Origin of the sequence: Solibacillus sp. FSL W8-0474, assembly GCF_038004065.1 — a bacterium.
In the GTDB taxonomy this organism is placed as follows: Bacteria; Bacillota; Bacilli; order Bacillales_A; family Planococcaceae; genus Solibacillus; species Solibacillus faecavium.
The window spans coordinates 3,267,386-3,286,115 of the sequence record NZ_JBBOQJ010000001.1 but is presented as its reverse complement, the minus strand read 5'-3'; the positions used below and the strand labels follow the sequence as shown (position 1 = coordinate 3,286,115).

Here is an 18,730-nt window from a genome sequence, read left to right as displayed (position 1 = left end):
CAATCTCTAACATGGGAAATATTCCCTATATATATTCGTGAGGTGCTATAATAATAGAAACGACCTAAAAAGAAGGGGTATGCTATTAAGATGGAGAAATATGCAATTTTACGTAAAGATCTAATTCACGAGCTTGAAACGTATTTAATTGGCCCGCGCGCTAAAGATGAAATATTAGGGGCAGAAATCCGACCAATGCAGCTTTATTTAACAGGGAAATTAGTTCCATTTGGATCAACATCAGATGTAGTAAATGAACGTGATAATGCGATAGATACGCATGTACAAGCAAGTGAAGAAGAAATAAATGAGCAGTTAACAATAAAAAAACTATTCCGTCCCTCAACAATGGGATTTAGTTTTAAACTTCATGAACTAACAACTATCAAAATAGAAGCTACTTGGGCTATTTATGAAGATAAAGAACATAAACGTATACCCCAGTCAGAAACATGGCAGATTGACCTTACGCAAAATAAAATGAATACGCTAGAAAATTTAAATGATTCAAAGTACGGAAAAGTGCGTTTTACTGTTACGCACCGAAATGACTTGTTCCATGTAAATGTGTTTCTGATGAATAGTTTAAAGCGAGAAAATCAATACCCAGAACAAGATGAAGTTATGTTTCAAAGTGCATTAAAAGTACACATACCAACCACAAATATGGCTAAATTTACGTCAAAGGCCGATCAATATAATGTTCAGAACGAGCTTCTATATCGTGAAAAAGAAGAGTTAGCAATTGGTCATGGTGTTGGTGTCGATTGGGAAACAGTCGGAAATATCACAACAATTTATTCAACTTGGATGCCTCGATATGAATTGCCAAATGTTGATCATTATAAAGTGGAAAACCAGTCTTTTAAAATGAAGGAATTAAGTGAGTATCCTGTTAATATTTTGAAAGAAAATTTAAGTAGTATTCCTGCTGCCTACAAATTGTGGTTAAACCAAGAGCTTCAAATAGTTAATGAACTTCCACCATATTTAAAGGCTGAAGCACAGCAAAATGTACAAAAAGTTAAAGATATTATTCAACGTTTAGAAGAAGGAATTTCATTAGTAACAGAAAGTAATAACTCCTTATGTTATTTAGCGTTTCAATTTGCAAACCGCGCGATGCTATTGCAGCGGGCGCAATCCGGAGTAGCACAAACATACCGTTCAACAGGTGAACGAGTAGAACCTAGATTAGATGGTGAATGGCGTTTATTCCAACTAATCTTTTTACTGATGAATATTGCAGGTGCATCGGACGAGCAACACAAGGATAGAGAAATTGTGGATTTAATTTGGTTCCCAACAGGTGGTGGGAAAACAGAAGCCTATTTAGGTGTTGCAGCTTATGTGATGGCGTATCGAAGATTATTAGCCCCAAATCAAGTGGATAAATATGCTGGGGTTACAGTTTTTATGCGTTATACGTTACGTTTATTAACGACACAACAATTCCAACGAGCAGCAGCTCTAATTTGTGCTGCAGAAATGCTGCGTAAACCAAACGCGAACTTATTTGGAGCAGAGCCATTTAGTATCGGTCTATGGATTGGACAAGATTCTTCGCCTAATCGATTTGAAGATGCAATGGAAAAACTTGAACAACTTCGTGAAGGGAAAGAAGTAAAATCAGGTAATCCAATCCAGTTGATGCATTGTCCATGGTGTGGTTCTGAGTTAGGTCATGAACAATATGAAATTGATAAAAAATCACAAAAAATATATTGTTCAAATAATGCTTGTACATTTAAGCACGGTATTCCTGTTTATACGATAGATGAAGCAATCTATAAAAAGTTGCCAACATTATTAATTGGAACAGTAGATAAGATTGCTCAATTACCTTGGAAACAAAACATGCATGAACTGTTTGGAAATAAAAATGTTTATCATCGGGAATTAGGGTTTGAATATAGTGAATCTACTCCTAGAGGTTATAGTCGAATTGAACGTTTGAAACCACCAGAATTAATTATCCAAGATGAGCTTCATTTAATTTCAGGTCCTCTTGGTTCTTTAACAGGGTTATATGAGGTAGCCATTGATTTATTAACACGACATAAAGGAAAACCGGCTAAAGTAATTGCTTCTACTGCAACAATTAGCGGTGCGGATGAGCAAATTCGAGCGCTATATGGTCGAAAAATGCAGCAATTCCCATTAGCAGTGCAAAAAGCAAATGATAATTTTGTTTCAAAAGAAATTCCGACTACTGAAAAACCTGGCCGTTATTACGTAGGAATTTGTGCGCCAGGTGTTAGTAATAAAATCCAGGCCATTCAAACTTATAGTGCCTATACTACCATTACAAGAAGTGAGAAGAAGTTTAAAGTAGACCCGTATCATACAATGCTAGGGTATTTTAATACGGTTAAAGAATTGGCGGGTATGGTTACTACATTTAAAGATGAAATAAATTCACGATTAAATATGTTGGATCCTACAAATAAATTTGAACATGATTTAGTTGTAGAAGAATTAACAAGTCGAAAAAAAGCACAGGAAATTCCTCAATTACTCACACAAATGGAGAAAACACTAAATGAAGCTGGTGTCCTTGATGCAGTGCTAGCAACAAATATGATTTCAGTAGGAGTCGATGTAGATCGTCTAGGGACAATGATTGTACAAGGGCAACCTAAAACGACTTCTGAATATATTCAAGCGACAAGTCGGGTTGGACGTAAATATCCGGGTGTTGTATTTGTTTTATTAAATTCAATGCGATCTCGAGATTTATCGCATTTTGAACGCTTTAGAGCCTATCACCAAGCATTGTATCGCCATGTAGAAACTATGAGTGTTACGCCATTTGCAAAAGGGGCTTTATATAAAGGATTAACTGGCACATATATTGGATATATACGTCAAACGATTATGGAAATCAATGCAGAACAAAGTCCGAAAAAAATAACACAACTACAAAATAAAATAGATACAGCTACAGTTGAATTTTTAGAAAGAGTTCAACAAGCTAATGATGCTTCAATCGAAACGGAAGTAAAGGAATTATTAGATTGGTGGCGTGAATTGGCGTTTAAATACGCAGAAAATACACTTGCATATAAGGAATCACAATATGTAAAAACTTATTTATTAAAAAATTTTAATGAAGAAGTAAAAGAAAAAGAGGCACGTCCAGCTATGATGTCACTGAGAAATGTGGAAGCAGCTATCGAAATCGAGGTGTTGAAATCATGAGTCAGCAAAATGAAACAATCAGACCTTCTCAATTAATCTATCAATCAGGTCCTGGAGCAATCGTCGAACTTTTAAAACAGAGTGTAATCGTTAAATCGGCCGATCAATGGCATACGAGAAGAGCGCCACAAGAAAAAGATGTGCGTATTACATCATTACTAGGGGTAGATCATGTCCGAATTTTAAATGAAAATCCGGATAAGCAAAGAATAAAAGCAGTAGAATTTCCAAAATGGAAAATCTGTCCGAAGTGCCATAATATGACGAATTATGATAATGATACGTGTTACTATTGTGCGCGTAAAAATGAACATGATTTACAAGATCTTTATGCAAGTCGTTTTATTTTAGCGTGTGAAAACGGCCATATATCCGATTTCCCATATAATGAATGGGTTCATCGAAATAAAGTTTGTACAGAGCAATCTAAAGATCCACGATTAATGTTAAAAACACGTGGGTCAAGTGGTTCTTTGTCAGACTTACATGTTATATGTATACACTGTAAGCATAGTGAGAGTCTAGGTGGAATTATGAAGACAGAAGAAAGAGATCTTCATAGTTTATTTGATTGCAAGGGGGAAAGACCATGGATTAGTGATAAAGCTAAAGAGAAATGTAACTGTAAAATGAAAACAACTTTGCGCGGGGCTTCAAATGTCTATTCCCCATCTATTTCGAGCTTTTTACAAGTTCCATTGACCGCTTCTAGTTCAGAATTTGATGTACTCTATCTTGTAGAAAAAGATAAAGAGAAATTTAATAAAGCGTATATAGGAATGGGGGACGAGGGTCTTGAGATGGCATGTAGTTTTAAAAGTATCCCCACTTCGTTTGTACCTACTATTAAACGTTATTTAGAAGGTGAAATAACACTTGAAGAAAGTTCGACTTATGAATCGATTAAGAAGCAAGAGTGGAATACATTAACGCAAGATGAAATAAACGAAGAACGTTTTGCATCAAAAAAAGTTGATATTGCACCAATATTAGTACCATATTTTGATGGAGTATTTCGTATAGATTCTGTACCAGAAGTCCAAGTTTTAAAGGAATTTACCCGTTTAGGGTACTTTGACCGATTCACAGATGAAGAAGTAAATTCCCCACAACCTGTAGTTATGCCAAAGGAAGCAAAATGGCTACCTGCTGTACGAAATTACGGAGAGGGGATTTTCTTTCAGTTTAATTTAGAAAAACTCTTGAAATGGGAAGAAAATGAACAAGTAACGAACGTAATAGTAAAAGCATATAATGCCCAACGTAAAGAATTTGAAAAGAAGCCATTAGATATTTTACCGCGCCAAATATTATTACATACGTTCAGCCATGCACTATTACAAGAGTTTGCTGCTCACTGTGGCTATACAACAACTTCACTGAAAGAACGTATTTATGCTAGTGATGATATGTATGGCGTATTTATTTATACTGCTTCAGGAGATTCAGAAGGAAGCTTAGGTGGGCTTATAAACTTGGCACAAAGTGAAAAGTTGTTGCCGATTATTATCCGCGCTTTAGAAAATATGAGCTATTGTTCATCGGATCCAATTTGCTCAGATGGTGATTTTGAATACCATACAACCGCAAACGGCGCAGCTTGTCACGCATGTACATTTGTATCTGAAACATCGTGTGAATGGGGCAATTTACTTTTAGACCGTCGTACATTAGTCAACATTAATCCGAATGAAAACGATGGTTATTTTGATCAATTATTAGAAATGTAACGTAAGGGGTGTTAGAGGATGGAAGTAGAACTAGTGGATAATAAAGGGGATAACACCCTCGTTAATGTGATGAAAGATGAAATAAAAAAAGGCTCAAAAATTGCAGTTGCTTCTGCCAAATTTAGTATGAATGTCTTTCAAGAACTAAAAAAAACATTAGCTAAAGGGGATTCTTTTCGCTTTCTCTATACAGAGCCAACACTTTACGAGCAGGAAATAGATGATAATCATCAGTTCAAGTTGGTTGAAAGAAAAGGTCAGCAACTCCAATTAGAAGGAAATCAGTTTGAAATTCCGCTACGTAATCAAATGCAATCAAGACAAATTGCGAGGGAATTATCGGAATGGATCCGTCAACACGCGCAGTTTAAAACAATTTTAGGAGAAGTTTCTTATCCTAAGCAAATTATGATTCAAGGTAAATCCGATGAAGATATTTTTATTCAATCAGAAATTGAATTTACAGCAGACGGATTAGGTGTTACGCCTTCGAACCGTCAAGCAAGCTATACGGTCATGAAAGAAACGATAGGTGTGACCCAAAACATGCTCGCAGAATTTGATCGACTTTGGCAGGATGAAACAAAATCGAAAGAAATTACAAAAGAAGTGTTACAGCAATTAGATGTCTTTCAAAAGGAAAATTCACCAGAATGGCTTTACTTCGTCACACTTTATAATATTTTCTCTGAAAATTTAGAAGGCATGTCAGAGGACAATATTATTAAGGAAGGGACGAATTTTAAAGATTCGGTTATTTGGAACAAGCTTTACCCATTCCAGCGTGATGGTGTAATCGGCATGATTGATAAAATGGAAAAATATAATGGCTGTATTTTAGCGGATAGTGTCGGTCTAGGGAAAACTTTTTCTGCGTTAGCGGTTATCAAATACTATGAACTTCGAAATGATCGCGTACTTGTTTTATGTCCAAAGAAGCTGCGAGATAATTGGGCAGTTTACACACAAAACGATAAACGAAACGTGCTAAGTGATGATCGCTTTAACTATGACATTTTGAATCATACGGATTTAAGTCGTGAAAGTGGAACATCAGGAGAAATACGTCTAGATACGATTAACTGGTCAAATTATGATTTAGTTGTGATTGATGAATCCCATAACTTCCGTAATAATAATGCTCGGAAAGGGCGGTTGACGCGTTATCAAAAGCTAATGCAGGACATTATTAAAAAAGGTGTAAAAACAAAGGTGCTGTTACTATCTGCTACACCTGTAAATAATAAAATGAATGATATTAAAAATCAAATTGCTTTCATTACGGAGGATCAGGATACAGCACTAAAGGCAGAAGGTATTGAAAGTATCGAGCAAACATTGCGTTCTGCACAAGCTTCGTTTAACCGTTGGACAGCATTACCAGCAACAAAGCGAACGACAGAAGAATTTTTAAATATGGTAGAGCAAGATTACTTTCAATTGTTAGATTTATTAACGATTGCACGTAGCCGTAAGCATATTGAAAAATACTATAATGTACAAGATATCGGCAGTTTCCCTACCCGTTTAAAGCCAATTTCTATTAAGGCTGATGTGGACACAGAGCAAAAATTCATCAATATGGCTGAGGTTAATGAGCGTTTAGAGTCGCTAAGCTTCAGTATTTATCAGCCGATGAAATATGTTTTACCCCATAAACGAAAGCATTATGAAGAGTTGTATGATACGAAAGTAAAGGATGGCCAATCGACTTTTAAACAAACGGACCGTGAGTTTGCGGTAGCAGCATTAATGAAGGTGAACTTGTTTAAGCGTTTAGAAAGTTCTATCCATTCATTTAGATTGACGCTCGAAAAATTAGTGGGACGTATTGAAGGTACACTCCAAACATTACAGCTTCAAAATCAGCAAATCTATTCGGAACAGTATGAGGACACAGCGGAGCTTGACGACGATGAACTTGAAGCGATAACAGTCGGCAGTGACAAAGTACAAATCCAGTTAAATGATATTGATGCGCTAAAATGGGCAGGCGATTTGAGGGCCGATCTAGCAACATTGCAAGAGCTTTTACAGCAAGCTACGCAAATTTCTACAGACAGAGATGCCAAATTAGAACATTTAGTCAATCTAATTCAACAAAAAATAGAACAGCCAATTAATGAGGGCAATAAAAAGGTTATTATTTTTTCAGCCTTTGCTGATACGGTTAAATATTTGCACGATAATTTGGTAGAACGACTATTAAAAAAACAGCTTCATTCTGCATTAGTTGTCGGTAGTGGAGCTAATAAATGTACGTTAAAAGGTGTGCGTGTAAAAGATATTAATGACATATTAATCAACTTTTCACCGAAATCAAAAGAACGTCATAAGGTGGACAGTAAACGTACAGAAGAAATTGATATACTTTTTGCGACTGACTGTATATCAGAAGGTCAAAACTTGCAGGACTGCGATTATTTGATTAACTATGATATACATTGGAATCCCGTACGCGTCATCCAACGCTTTGGACGAATTGATCGAATTGGTTCAACGAATACACAAATCCAACTCGTCAACTTTTGGCCGAACATGGAATTAGATGAATACATCAATTTAGAAGAGCGTGTAAAAGGACGTATGAAAATATTAAATACTTCTGCTTCTGGGGAAGAAGATATTTTGGATACATCATCAAAAGAAATGAATGACTTAGAATATCGTCGCAATCAGTTAAAAGCGCTACAAAATGATGTGTTAAATTTAGAAGATGTTTCAGGAGCTATTTCCATCACCGATTTAACATACACCGATTTCAAAAGTGATTTAAGTACCGCGCTAAAGTCGTATAAAAAAGAACTTGCAGTTGCTCCAAAAGGTTTATATGCGGTAGTAAGTAATAACACTTTGCCAGAAGCTAAACCAGGTGTTATTTTCTGCTTTAAACAGTATAAAGAGGTAGCCATTGAAAGTAATAGTCTAGCTCCATATATTTTATTGTATGTAACAAATGCGGGCGAAGCATATATTCATTACACCCATGCAAAGAAAGTTTTAGACGCCTATCGTAAATTGACGCTTGGCAAGCAGCAACCAGATACAGCCGTAGTTCAAGTATTTAATGAGGAAACAACTAATGCAACGAATATGAAAGAGTATCAGGGTTTACTAAAGCAAGCAATTGATATTATTAAAGATAAGCAAGAAGAGGTTGGCTTTGAGAGCTTGTTTAGTTTTGGGGCGAATACAATAAAAGCGCAGCTGGACTTAGGTGACGATGAAATTGAACTCATTTCATTTATAGTTGTAAAGGATGAAACGGTATGAATGAAGGGCAATTATTAAGGACGACTCACTTTCCGAAAGCAACACAAATCATGAAAACGTTACCGTTTAATCAGATGGAAAATAAGCTCGCATCCGCGCAGAAAAAAATCATTTCTGAGCATGTTGTATCAAGGGGAATTCGTATTTTAGCGACAATTCAGTCGAGCAATACAAATATTCCTGTATTTGAAAGTGAAACAGAGCGTTATGATTCAATCGTTTTTTTAGCGATAAACGTCAAAGATTTAAAAAAATCAGTTTCAATTTATAAAGTATTTATGAGCATCATGCCGAATCCGCTTGTCATATTATTTTGGGACGAATTGAAAACAAGGTGGGTCTTTTCAACACATGAAAAGAAGAAGGATGGTTTTTTAGCGAGTAAATCATTATATGAAATCCAAGAAGGGGTTTCACTAGTAGCGGTTGAAAAGGGCTTGCGTTTTGATATTTTTGATAAAACAAATTTAAAAACGTTGTATGAGTCATGGGTTGAACGTTTACTTCAGTTGGAGATGCAATCACGCTATAATGTTTACACAACCGTGTCATTAAAAGATAATTTGTTAGAAAAGCTTGTTGCAATGGATGAACAAATAAATGAATATGTAAAACAAGCGAAAAAGGAATCACAGCTGAATAAGCGTGTAGAGTTGCAACAGGCGGTGAATAAGATAAAAGAACAAAAGGCCAAGTTACTAGAAGAAATAATTGAATAAAGAATAGTCCAATGTCTGCTGCGCAAATAATAGACTTTTTAACTTATATCCATGGTTTCATTATAATACGAAATGTTGGTGCTTAAAGGTTATGAATTTGATATTAAAGAAAAGCATGATGTATATTTAGGTGAGTTTTGTGTAATGAACAGAGCTGGTGAATTAATAAATACTGACCTAATTCAATTTGATGAAAATAGGTTAACGATATCATTATTGAAAGGTCATTACATGAGGAATTAGGGATATTCTTTAGGGAACTTAAAATGAAATTATGGAGGTAATAGCAATGCAGAAAATGACGGGTGAATCTATGGATTTAACGAATGAAAATATAGAGAAAATTAAAGAGTTATTTCCAGAAATCTTAACAGATGGTGGGAAAGTCGATTTTGATATGCTGAAAACGGTATTAGGTGAAGTGGTAGATACTGAAAATGAACGTTATCAGTTCACATGGCATGGCAAGAAAAAGATGATTACAGGTGCGCAAAAGCCATCAAAAGGTACATTACGACCAGTGCCGGAAAAAAGTAAGAACTTTGCTACGACAGAAAATCTTTATATTGAAGGGGATAATTTAGAAGTATTGAAGTTATTGCAAAAATCATATAACGGTAAAGTTAAATTGATTTACATTGATCCACCTTATAATACAGGGAAAGATTTCGTTTATAAGGATAATTTTAAAAACGGTATACAAAATTATTTAGAACAAACAAGGCAAGTTGATAGTGAAGGTAATATGCTTTCGACGAATACGGAAAGTAATGGGCGCTTCCATACGGATTGGTTGAATATGATTTATGCTAGGTTAAAGTTAGCTAAACCATTATTATCTGATGATGGAGTTATTTTTATTAGTATTGATGATAGTGAGCAAGAAAAGTTAAAGTTAATTTGTAATGAAATTTTCGGGGAAAATAACTTTATTGCACAAGTAATTTGGGAGAGAGCATTTGCTCCTATAAACCTAAAAAAACACTTTTCTGAAGCGCATGATTTTATTCTATGTTACGCAAAAAATAAAGAGCATTTAGTATGCAATGGGTTACCTCAAACTGAGGAATTATTAGCGAGGTATAAAAATCCAGACAATGATCCTAGGGGACCTTGGCAGAGTGATAATTTTTCAGTTGGTCCAGCAATTGAAGAAAAGCGTTACGAAATAATTACACCATCTGGTAGAAGTATATATCCACCGGATGGACGTTGTTGGTTATTAACTAAAGAACGATATTTAGAATTTATCACAGATAACCGCATTTGGTTTGGTGAAGATGGAAATAATGTCCCTCGAATAAAAAGGTTCTTATCAGAAGTAAAATCTACAGTAACTCCCATGACAATTTGGAAGTATACAGATGTAGGACATTCGCAAAGTGCAAGTCAGGCTTTAAAAAATTTATTTAATAATAAGGCGTACTTCACTTATCCAAAACCAGTGAGTCTAATAAAGCAAATAATTCAATTATATATAAATAAGAATGATGTTGTATTAGATTTTTTCTCGGGTTCAGCAACTACTGCTCATGCTGTTATGGAAATGAATGCAGAGGATGGTGGGAATCGTAAGTTCATCATGGTTCAGTTACCGGAACTTTTAGATGAAAAATCTGAAGCATATAAGGATGGCTATCGTACAATTTGCGACATTGGTGAAGAGCGTATTCGCCGCGCTGGAGAGAAAATTAAAGCTGATTTAAAAGAGAAGCAACAACAGGCAGGTTTATTGGATGGAGATGTAGTAGATCCAGAGTCATTAGATAGTGGCTTTAAAGTATTAAAGCTAGACACGTCTAATATTCGCGAATGGAATGTAGATTTTGCAAATTTAGAGGGCGAGTTTGATTTATACGAAACACCGTTTATTGATGGGCGTAAGGAGTTAGATATTGTATATGAAATTATGTTAAAACAAGGCCTTGAGCTGACTTATCCAATAGACACCTTCGAAGTGAATGGTCAAACGGTTTATGATATTGCGTTTGGTAGCTTATTTGTTTGCTTGTCGCAAAAAATTAACCCAAATATTGCAAAGTCGATTATTGCTCGTCGTAATGATCATGGTACAGAGACAAGTAGTGTCATTTTCAGTGACGCGGGCTTTGAGAATGATTCAGATAAATTGAATTGTATAGAAATCTTAAAAGATGCAGGTTATCCAGAAGATAACTTGTTGACACTTTAGAGGTGATACAACATGAAAATACAATTTGATGATTTAACGTATCAAACGGATGCAATCAATGCTGTTTTAGGTGTATTTGAAGGGCAGCAAATTCGTAAATCGGAGTTTACCATTATGGATCAAGATGCACAGGGAAAGCTTTTTGGCGAAAAAGGGGTCGGCAATAAAATCGATATTTCCGTTAGTAAGCTTCTTCAAAATATACAGCAGCTCCAAATTAATCAAGGTATCCCGATTGCAAAGGATATTCCTGGAGCATTCCCTCAATTTAATATTGAAATGGAAACAGGTACTGGTAAAACGTTCGTTTATTTGAAATCAATTTTAGAAATGAATCGTAAATACGGATTCACGAAATTTATCATTGTTGTCCCTTCTGTTGCGATTAAAGAAGGGGTAATGAAAACGCTTGAAATGACACGCCAATATTTTAAAACACAAATGCAAGGTCAAGTGTACCGTTCATTTATGTATGATAGTTCACAGTTAAATGATGTACAGGCATTCGCAACAAGTGATGATGTGGAAATTATGGTTATTAACATTCAAGCCTTTTCAAAAAGTACGAAAAATAATGACAATATGAATATTATTTATCGTAATGATATGGATGCACTGTACGGAATTGCACCAATTGAATTAATTGCTGAAACAAATCCAATCGTTATTATTGACGAGCCACAAAGTGTGGATAACACGGAAAATGCGCAGGCAGCCATTGCAGCATTAAATCCATCTGTTGCTTTCCGTTTTTCTGCAACTCATAAAAACAAAAGTTACCCCTTAATTTATAAGCTTGGTCCCGTAGAAGCTTATCAACAAAAGCTTGTAAAACAAATTGAGGTAGCGGGTATTAAACGTTCGATTGATGGTAACGAGGCGTATTTAAAGTTAGTGAGCATTAAAGCAACAGCTAAAACGATTACGGCAACTGTTGAAATGCTTGTAAAAAATAAAACAGATATTGAGAAGAAAGAAATTAAGCTCAAGCAAGGTGATGATTTATATATAAAGTCCAAGCGAATTGCTGCATATGAATCAGTTGGCTTTGTGAAGGATATTTCAGCGGAACCAGGCAATGAATATATCGAGTTTTCAGGTGAACCTTCGATGATTCGTTTAAGTCAGTCGCAAAATGAAGATCTAGAAATTAAGCGTGGTCAGATTCGTAAAACGATTGAAGAACATTTAAATAAAGAATTAAAGCTCAACAATCAAGGTATTAAAGTATTAAGCTTGTTCTTCATAGACAATGTAGCAAATTACCGCCAGTACGATGATGAAGGTAACGAGCTACTTGGTATTTACGGTCAAATTTTTGAAGAGGAATACAAGGATGCCTTGAAGTCTTCTAAGTATAAAACGCTTCGTGATTATGAGGTACCAGTAGAAGAAATCCACAATGGCTACTTCTCGATTGATGGCAAAAAGAAAGTGAAAAATACAACAGGTTCGTCAAAAGAGGATGAGACAACGTACAATATCATCATGAAAAATAAAGAAGATTTATTGACTATGTATGATGAGACGAAGGGTAAAACAAAAGCCGCGCATAAGTACCGCTTTATTTTCTCACACTCGGCTTTAAAAGAAGGGTGGGACAACCCAAACGTCTTTCAAATCTGTACGTTAATTGAGTCTGCGGATACAATTACAAAGCGTCAAAAAATAGGGCGCGGTCTTCGTATTGCAGTTAATCAAGACGGCGAACGTGTACCAGGCTTTGAGGTCAATACATTAACGGTGATGGCGAACGAAAGCTATGATGAATTTGCGAAAGGTTTGCAAACGGAATACGAAGATGAAGGTATGGAGTTTGGTCTCTTTAAACAAGATATTTTCAGTTCATTAGTCATCGAAGTAGATGAACATACTGGCATCAAAACGCCACTTGGACACGAAAAGTCAGAGCAGCTTGTTGCTTATTTAAAAGAGCAAAAGTACATTGATGATAAAAACAAAGGGACAGTAGCACTCGCAAAAGCAATCAAAGAAGAGACATTTGATATTCCTGAAGCGTTTAAAGAGCTTGCGCATGACATGAAAGAAAAAATCATCGAAGCAATTGAATTAAAATTTAATGTCGAGAAAATCGAGATTAAAGATAATGACAAAAAGGAAAGTGTGAAGCTAAATAAAGAAGCACTTTCTGGCCCATTTTTAGAGCTATGGGAACGCATTAAATATAAAACGAATTATACGATTCATTTAGATTCGGACAAGTTCATTAAACAAGCTGCGGAAAAATTAAATGATGAGCTAATCGTTCGTATAAATAAGCTAGAATTTGAACGCCACAAAATTGAAACTACTGAGGCCGGCATATCAACGGTTATGGAAGAATCCACAGTATTTGCAACGACTGAACGAAAATATGTAAAAGCACCAGATATTTTAACGTTCTTACAAAATGAAACGAAATTAAAGCGTAAAACACTAATACAAATACTGAAGGATAGTGGTACTTTATCTGATTTCAAACGTAATCCGCAAACGTATATGATGGAAGCAGCTCGTATTATCAATGCAGCAAAGCGTATGGCAATGGTGGATGGCATTAAATATGAAAAATCAGTAGGCGATGAAGTGTATGATCAATCGTTATTTATTAAAGAAGAAATTGAAACTTATAGCGATAACATTGTACCAGTAAGTAATAACCGCTCGCCATATGACCATATTATTGTTGATTCAACAGTAGAAAGGGAATTCGCGGTGGCTTGTGAGCAAGATTCAAATGTGAAGTTTTATATTAAGCTACCTGCTGAGTTTAAAATTAAGACACCGCTCGGAATGTACAATCCAGATTGGGCATTAGCGCTTGAAAAGGATGGTAAAGATCATTTGTACTTCATCGTAGAAACAAAAGGAAGCATTGCTGCAGAAGATTTACGTCCAACTGAACTAGCTAAAATTCGTTGTGGTGCGAAGCATTTTGCTGCACTTAAAACGGGTATTACCTTTACAAAGGCCACTCAATTACAAGAAGTATACTAAGAGGTGATTATATGGCAGACATCAAGTATGAAGTAGTAGAACATATCGGTGTATTATCTGAATCTGCAAAGGGTTGGAAGAAAGAGCTGAACCGTATTAGTTGGAATGGCAACGCTCCGAAGTATGATATTCGTGAATGGGCGCCTAACCGTGAGAAGATGGGGAAGGGTGTTACGTTGTCGGAGGAAGAAGTAAAAGAATTAAAGCAACTATTCAATAAGTAAATGGAACTCCAAGGGATGTAGAAAACAAACATTTCTTGGAGTTGATTTTTTATAATAATTTAAACGACTATGTAGAAAAAACCAACATTAGAAAAGGCTGAACAATTGCTAGAAACAATTTTGATAAAGGGAATGTTTAAGTAAAATAGGGATTTTGAAAAGTCAGAGTGGTTAAGAGTGATGCACTTTTTATGATAGCTACTATATGATAGGCACTACATTTAATCCCTTTAGAATACAGAGTTTCTTAGTTTTTTTGCAATTTAAAATTGGACCTAAATTTTATATAGTTCCTATTAATAGTAACTATCAAACTTATAACCATTATGTTCAAAAAATCCAACGGCCTGTTAAAATGAGACGTTGTTAAAGCTACAATAATTATATAAGTATTATTTTTACTTTTTGTTTGGACTAAATAAATCATGGGCCTTTTAGGTCTCTACTTTTGAAGAATCATCTACTAAGATGCATGTTTACGAACAATCGTACTGCGTTATAGTAGGTGTTTTTTTATAATTTTGAAAAGCAGAAAGGCGGAATTAAAAATGAAGAAGTTTGTAGTGGTAATACGATTAGAAGAAAAGGATGTGTATGTTACATCAATTGAGGCAGAATCATTAAATGAAGCCCAGAAAATTTTGGATAAGCGCTATTTTAATGAAAAAGAATCAATGAAAAAAGGCGAAGTGATGATTATTGCCGAAGTTGATGGAGAGCTTGTTTTTGATGTAAATAATCGCATTGTTGTGACGAGTGGTAATATGAATATGTTCTATAAGTTTTAATATGGAAATGGCTCTTGTGATTATTGCAGGAGTCATTTTTTATTTGCATTCGGTACATATTTTGAAAGAATTTATATCGTTATTACGGTTATGGTGTCCATCCTACAAAAGAAATTTAATTAGTAAAAAAGAAAATCCATTGTACACATTTTATTGGACAAACTGGACTTCTAGTTTAGCAATTACATATTGAGAAAGTGAATAACACTATTGATATAACGTATATTTTTGTAGTGAATGAGGATGGCATTGAAGAAGTACGAGCAAGATCATCAATACTTATATAATTGACCAGGTAACATGCTACATTAGTAATTTTCAAATTGTAAAAAAATAAAAGAATTGTTGATAATTTAGCTGTAATGAATTGATATTTAAATGTAGTCGAGCATAATTCATATAATCGTCCTCCTAAGAAATTTGAAACATTTTACATGATGATTTTTCATAAATCGAATAGCAAATACATAAAAATATTTTTAATTATTTGAAGTCTGCTCTAAGAATAAATAAAGTTAGAAGCTAAAATGTTAAAAAGGTGAAAAGGAGATGATTGCAATGCTAGAAAATGGGCATTTAAATCAGGAAAAATCAAACAGTCAGTTAGAAAAAAATCAGAATCAAGGTGCAAATCAAGCTGAAGAAAAGCAGTTTGTAACAATTAAGGAAGTAGTAACATTATTGAATGAGGACATTTCGATGGAAGTTGTGGCACAAAAGCTAGGATTGCGTGTGAATGTATTAGAGGCCAAGTTAGCTAAGGCAGCGGTTGTAAGTGGCGAAGATGGTCAATGGATATATATAGGTGAAAATAAAAAGGAATCATTAGCCCGTAATATTTATAAAAAAATTTATGTGAAGTCTTATGATCAAAAATATGTTCAAATATATGACACTATTGAAACAGTAGCTAATGAGCCAGTGACTAATTTAGATTACGAGCTTTATAAAGAAAGCTTAAAAGTAAAGAATCCAATTCATAAAAAATCTGTATTATTTGAGGAAGGGTTATATGATGATTTAAAAGAGGTGAGTCAAAAAAAGTCCATTAAAATAAGTCAATTGATAAACGTATTAATCAAAAAAGGATTAGATTATTACGAATCAAAGTAGCAAAATATCCTCCTTGCATAAATTGTTTGGGGGATTTTTTAATGCAATGCCGACAAAGAATCGCGAATCCCTATTGATGTTAATAACTAATAATTCTTCTTGAATCAGTTGAGCTATGGAAAGTACAAAGCGACAAATGTATATGTATATGTATATGTATAGGTAGTAATTTTATTTTTAAAACGACACACAGACATGACTACTAAACTTGATTATCTAACATAAAAAGCATTACACACCTTAATTCAACATAAAACAATGATTAACGATAATTTTATTTATAAAGATGGCAGTATTTTAAAGGTTTTTAAATTGGTTTGCTTCTTACTCCTGCAAGTCTTATAGAGGTATCGAGGTATACTCATAGAGCGTGTATGGAGTGAGTGTATCCCAAATAACTCATTTTTTATGAATACCCTTGATAGTCAGCGTGTAAAGGAAGCCAGTTACATCACATATTAAAAAAAGCCGGTTCATAATTGAGCCGGCTTATAATTCAAAAATACTGTTATATGGGATTTGCTTTTTACTTTCGTTATATATTTTAGGGGTATCAAATTTGGTTATAAAGTTTGTCATGGAAATGAATAACATTTTAGATGTATCCATAGCAATAGTATCTTTAGAGTTTTTTTGGGTTTTACGTAGTACATCATATTTTAATTGATTCTCAGTAGGATAAATTACTAAAATTTTGGTAATTTGACCTCCATAATATCCCTTGCCTACACGAGCTGCTAAATGTGCTAAGTGTTCTGATGTTTTAACATCCCCTTCACTCATAAAAAAAGGAATAATAAATTGCTTATTTTTGTGAATAGTGTGTTTGTAGTAAAACACTTTTTCAGGAATATATCCATCTGGATGAAATGTGTAGTCCTTTAGGGTGTCATTATTTTTTTCTGTAAAAAAGAATTCCCAATCGGAAAATTGTAATTCTTTTTTCTGAGAAAAAACTTCTATTAGTTCATCAATTAGGTCACTTTCTTCCGTAATTGGTTCTGCCAACTTTCTGAAAAAATTCTCTATAAAGCTTCTAGCACGGCTGAACTGAATCACATCTATTTCAAATTCCCACTGTTTGAATTCAGGAAAAAGCGGGATTTCTTGTTTTACATTTGAAATTCGTGTTAGACGCTTAGGATGATTTTGTGTTAAAACAGTATCTTCACGGTTATCTACAATTATAAATAATACATGATAATTTGATGGATCAATCTCTTTCTTATGAAGTTGAGGTTGCAAACGTGAAAGTTTTCCCTCAAATGAGGTATCATGTATGCTCTTTGATTTTCGAATTTGTTCATTTCCACAATCGATTTCTACATGTAAAAACTGTCCTTGAAGTTCAAATAGCCAGTCTGCAATGACTTCCGTATGCTCGTCTTTTTCTCGATATGGATTAATTGATGTTAATAAAGTTAATAAAGCTTTTTCAAATTTTTGAACAGGTCTATATGGTTTAAAGTGATTGATATTATCTTTTCCTAATTGCATCGATTTATAAATAGTAGCTGGTTCTGTTGATGTAAAAAAAAACACATCTGGTTGGATGCCTATAAAATAAAGATCCTTAGCATAGTAAATTTGAGCGTTGTTTTGTTCACGGTGATTTGCGATGACATCAAGAACTACCTGCCGAATAGCCAATGAATGATCGATATTTCTAATATTCGTTGATTTTATTCGAGCCTTTTCTTTAATATACTTTAACTTTTTTAATACCGATAACCCAGCACCTGCTAAAGAAATAATTACGACCGAATGCCCATTTTGTAGCTGTAACGATTTCTTCTTAATTAACCCAGCTTCCAACCACTTGCTCGTTTTTTTTCGGAACGTGGCTGGATGGACTAAATGGACAAAGGAAAAAAACTCATAAAGTTGTGGTTGTGACAAAAAGGTATGTTCGTTTAGAAAAAGTAATGCTTGAATTTCAGGGTAACCTAATTCTACGCGATGATTTTTGTTATTATAAATGAAGTGTACTTTAAATTCCTTAGAACTCATGATGATTTCCTCCGTTTTTAGTGTAAAGTTTTAATAAGCACACAATCATTTACTAGTTAAATAGCATAGATAGTGTGCTTGAAACAGAATTATTTAATTTTGCTCTACATATTATAGCCTCACAAAATGCATATTCTTAGTGTCGCTATAAAAGAAAAATCGCCACTTTTTTAAGTAGCGATTTTTTTCATTTTACATATGGTTGAAATAAAACATAAGGTCCATTTTTCTGTTCACTTGATAGTTATTAAATGATGCAATCAGTTTATAGGCAATTGTTTTAACTTTGGGTCGGGGAAACATCTAATTTTAAGTATATTTGTTGCTTAACTATCTATCTTGAAAAATCAATAAAAGGAGTGGGCCCATTTACATTGTATATAACTTGTAATCTTGTAAATAGTACATTTATAAAAATCTTTGGCTTTAGAAGAATTAACTTTATAAAACAAGGAACAAAACCTGCATTTCAAGGAGCAAAACC

At 34.3% G+C, this 18,730-nt stretch carries 10 protein-coding genes; 9 read left to right on the top strand and 1 reads right to left on the bottom strand.

Going from position 1 to position 18,730, the window contains the following annotated elements; all coding sequences use genetic code 11:
• The first annotated feature begins 90 nt into the window (after positions 1-90).
• The 9 genes from drmA to NYE67_RS16635 all read left to right on the top strand — a co-directional run bounded on the left by drmA (position 91) and on the right by NYE67_RS16635 (position 16,236).
• Positions 91-3,201, top strand: a complete 3,111-nt coding sequence (gene drmA, locus NYE67_RS16675; protein WP_340730614.1) for a DISARM system helicase DrmA — start codon at positions 91-93, stop codon at positions 3,199-3,201.
• Positions 3,198-4,931, top strand: a complete 1,734-nt coding sequence (locus NYE67_RS16670; protein ID WP_340730613.1) for a DUF1998 domain-containing protein — start codon at positions 3,198-3,200, stop codon at positions 4,929-4,931. The genes drmA and NYE67_RS16670 overlap by 4 nt, the downstream gene beginning before the upstream one ends.
• A gap of 18 nt (positions 4,932-4,949) precedes the next feature.
• Positions 4,950-8,204, top strand: a complete 3,255-nt coding sequence (locus NYE67_RS16665; RefSeq protein WP_340730612.1) for a helicase-related protein — start codon at positions 4,950-4,952, stop codon at positions 8,202-8,204.
• Positions 8,201-8,923, top strand: a complete 723-nt coding sequence (locus NYE67_RS16660) for a DUF4391 domain-containing protein (RefSeq protein ID WP_340730611.1) — start codon at positions 8,201-8,203, stop codon at positions 8,921-8,923. Before NYE67_RS16665 ends, NYE67_RS16660 begins: the two co-directional genes overlap by 4 nt.
• Positions 8,924-9,212: 289 nt before the next feature.
• Positions 9,213-11,114: a site-specific DNA-methyltransferase gene (locus tag NYE67_RS16655; RefSeq protein WP_340730610.1), complete on the top strand. Its 1,902-nt coding sequence runs from the start codon at positions 9,213-9,215 to the stop codon at positions 11,112-11,114.
• A gap of 12 nt (positions 11,115-11,126) precedes the next feature.
• Entirely contained in the window at positions 11,127-14,111 is a 2,985-nt protein-coding gene (locus NYE67_RS16650) for a restriction endonuclease (RefSeq protein ID WP_340730609.1), read from the top strand.
• Between the two features lie 11 nt (positions 14,112-14,122).
• A complete protein-coding gene (locus NYE67_RS16645; protein WP_340730608.1) occupies positions 14,123-14,335 on the top strand; it encodes a YdbC family protein in 213 nt (70 codons plus the stop codon).
• Positions 14,336-14,883: 548 nt separating this feature from the next.
• A complete protein-coding gene (locus NYE67_RS16640) occupies positions 14,884-15,123 on the top strand; it encodes a hypothetical protein (protein WP_340730607.1) in 240 nt (79 codons plus the stop codon).
• Between the two features lie 549 nt (positions 15,124-15,672).
• Positions 15,673-16,236, top strand: coding sequence for a hypothetical protein (locus NYE67_RS16635; RefSeq protein ID WP_340730606.1), 564 nt, complete (start codon positions 15,673-15,675; stop codon positions 16,234-16,236).
• Positions 16,237-16,725: 489 nt separating this feature from the next.
• On the opposite strand, the gene NYE67_RS16630 is transcribed toward NYE67_RS16635, so the two are convergent.
• Complete coding sequence (locus NYE67_RS16630; RefSeq protein WP_340730605.1) at positions 16,726-18,246, bottom strand: hypothetical protein; 1,521 nt, start codon at positions 18,244-18,246, stop codon at positions 16,726-16,728.
• Positions 18,247-18,730: the final 484 nt, after the last annotated feature.

What these genes read in the sequence shown, in the direction of transcription:
- drmA (WP_340730614.1), top strand. Translation starts at nt 91, where the DNA reads ATGGAGAAATATGCAATTTTACGTAAAGATCTAATTCACGAGCTTGAA.
- NYE67_RS16670 (WP_340730613.1), top strand. Translation starts at nt 3,198, where the DNA reads ATGAGTCAGCAAAATGAAACAATCAGACCTTCTCAATTAATCTATCAA.
- NYE67_RS16665 (WP_340730612.1), top strand. Translation starts at nt 4,950, where the DNA reads ATGGAAGTAGAACTAGTGGATAATAAAGGGGATAACACCCTCGTTAAT.
- NYE67_RS16660 (WP_340730611.1), top strand. Translation starts at nt 8,201, where the DNA reads ATGAATGAAGGGCAATTATTAAGGACGACTCACTTTCCGAAAGCAACA.
- NYE67_RS16655 (WP_340730610.1), top strand. Translation starts at nt 9,213, where the DNA reads ATGCAGAAAATGACGGGTGAATCTATGGATTTAACGAATGAAAATATA.
- NYE67_RS16650 (WP_340730609.1), top strand. Translation starts at nt 11,127, where the DNA reads ATGAAAATACAATTTGATGATTTAACGTATCAAACGGATGCAATCAAT.
- NYE67_RS16645 (WP_340730608.1), top strand. Translation starts at nt 14,123, where the DNA reads ATGGCAGACATCAAGTATGAAGTAGTAGAACATATCGGTGTATTATCT.
- NYE67_RS16640 (WP_340730607.1), top strand. Translation starts at nt 14,884, where the DNA reads ATGAAGAAGTTTGTAGTGGTAATACGATTAGAAGAAAAGGATGTGTAT.
- NYE67_RS16635 (WP_340730606.1), top strand. Translation starts at nt 15,673, where the DNA reads ATGATTGCAATGCTAGAAAATGGGCATTTAAATCAGGAAAAATCAAAC.
- NYE67_RS16630 (WP_340730605.1), bottom strand. Translation starts at nt 18,246, where the DNA reads ATGAGTTCTAAGGAATTTAAAGTACACTTCATTTATAATAACAAAAAT.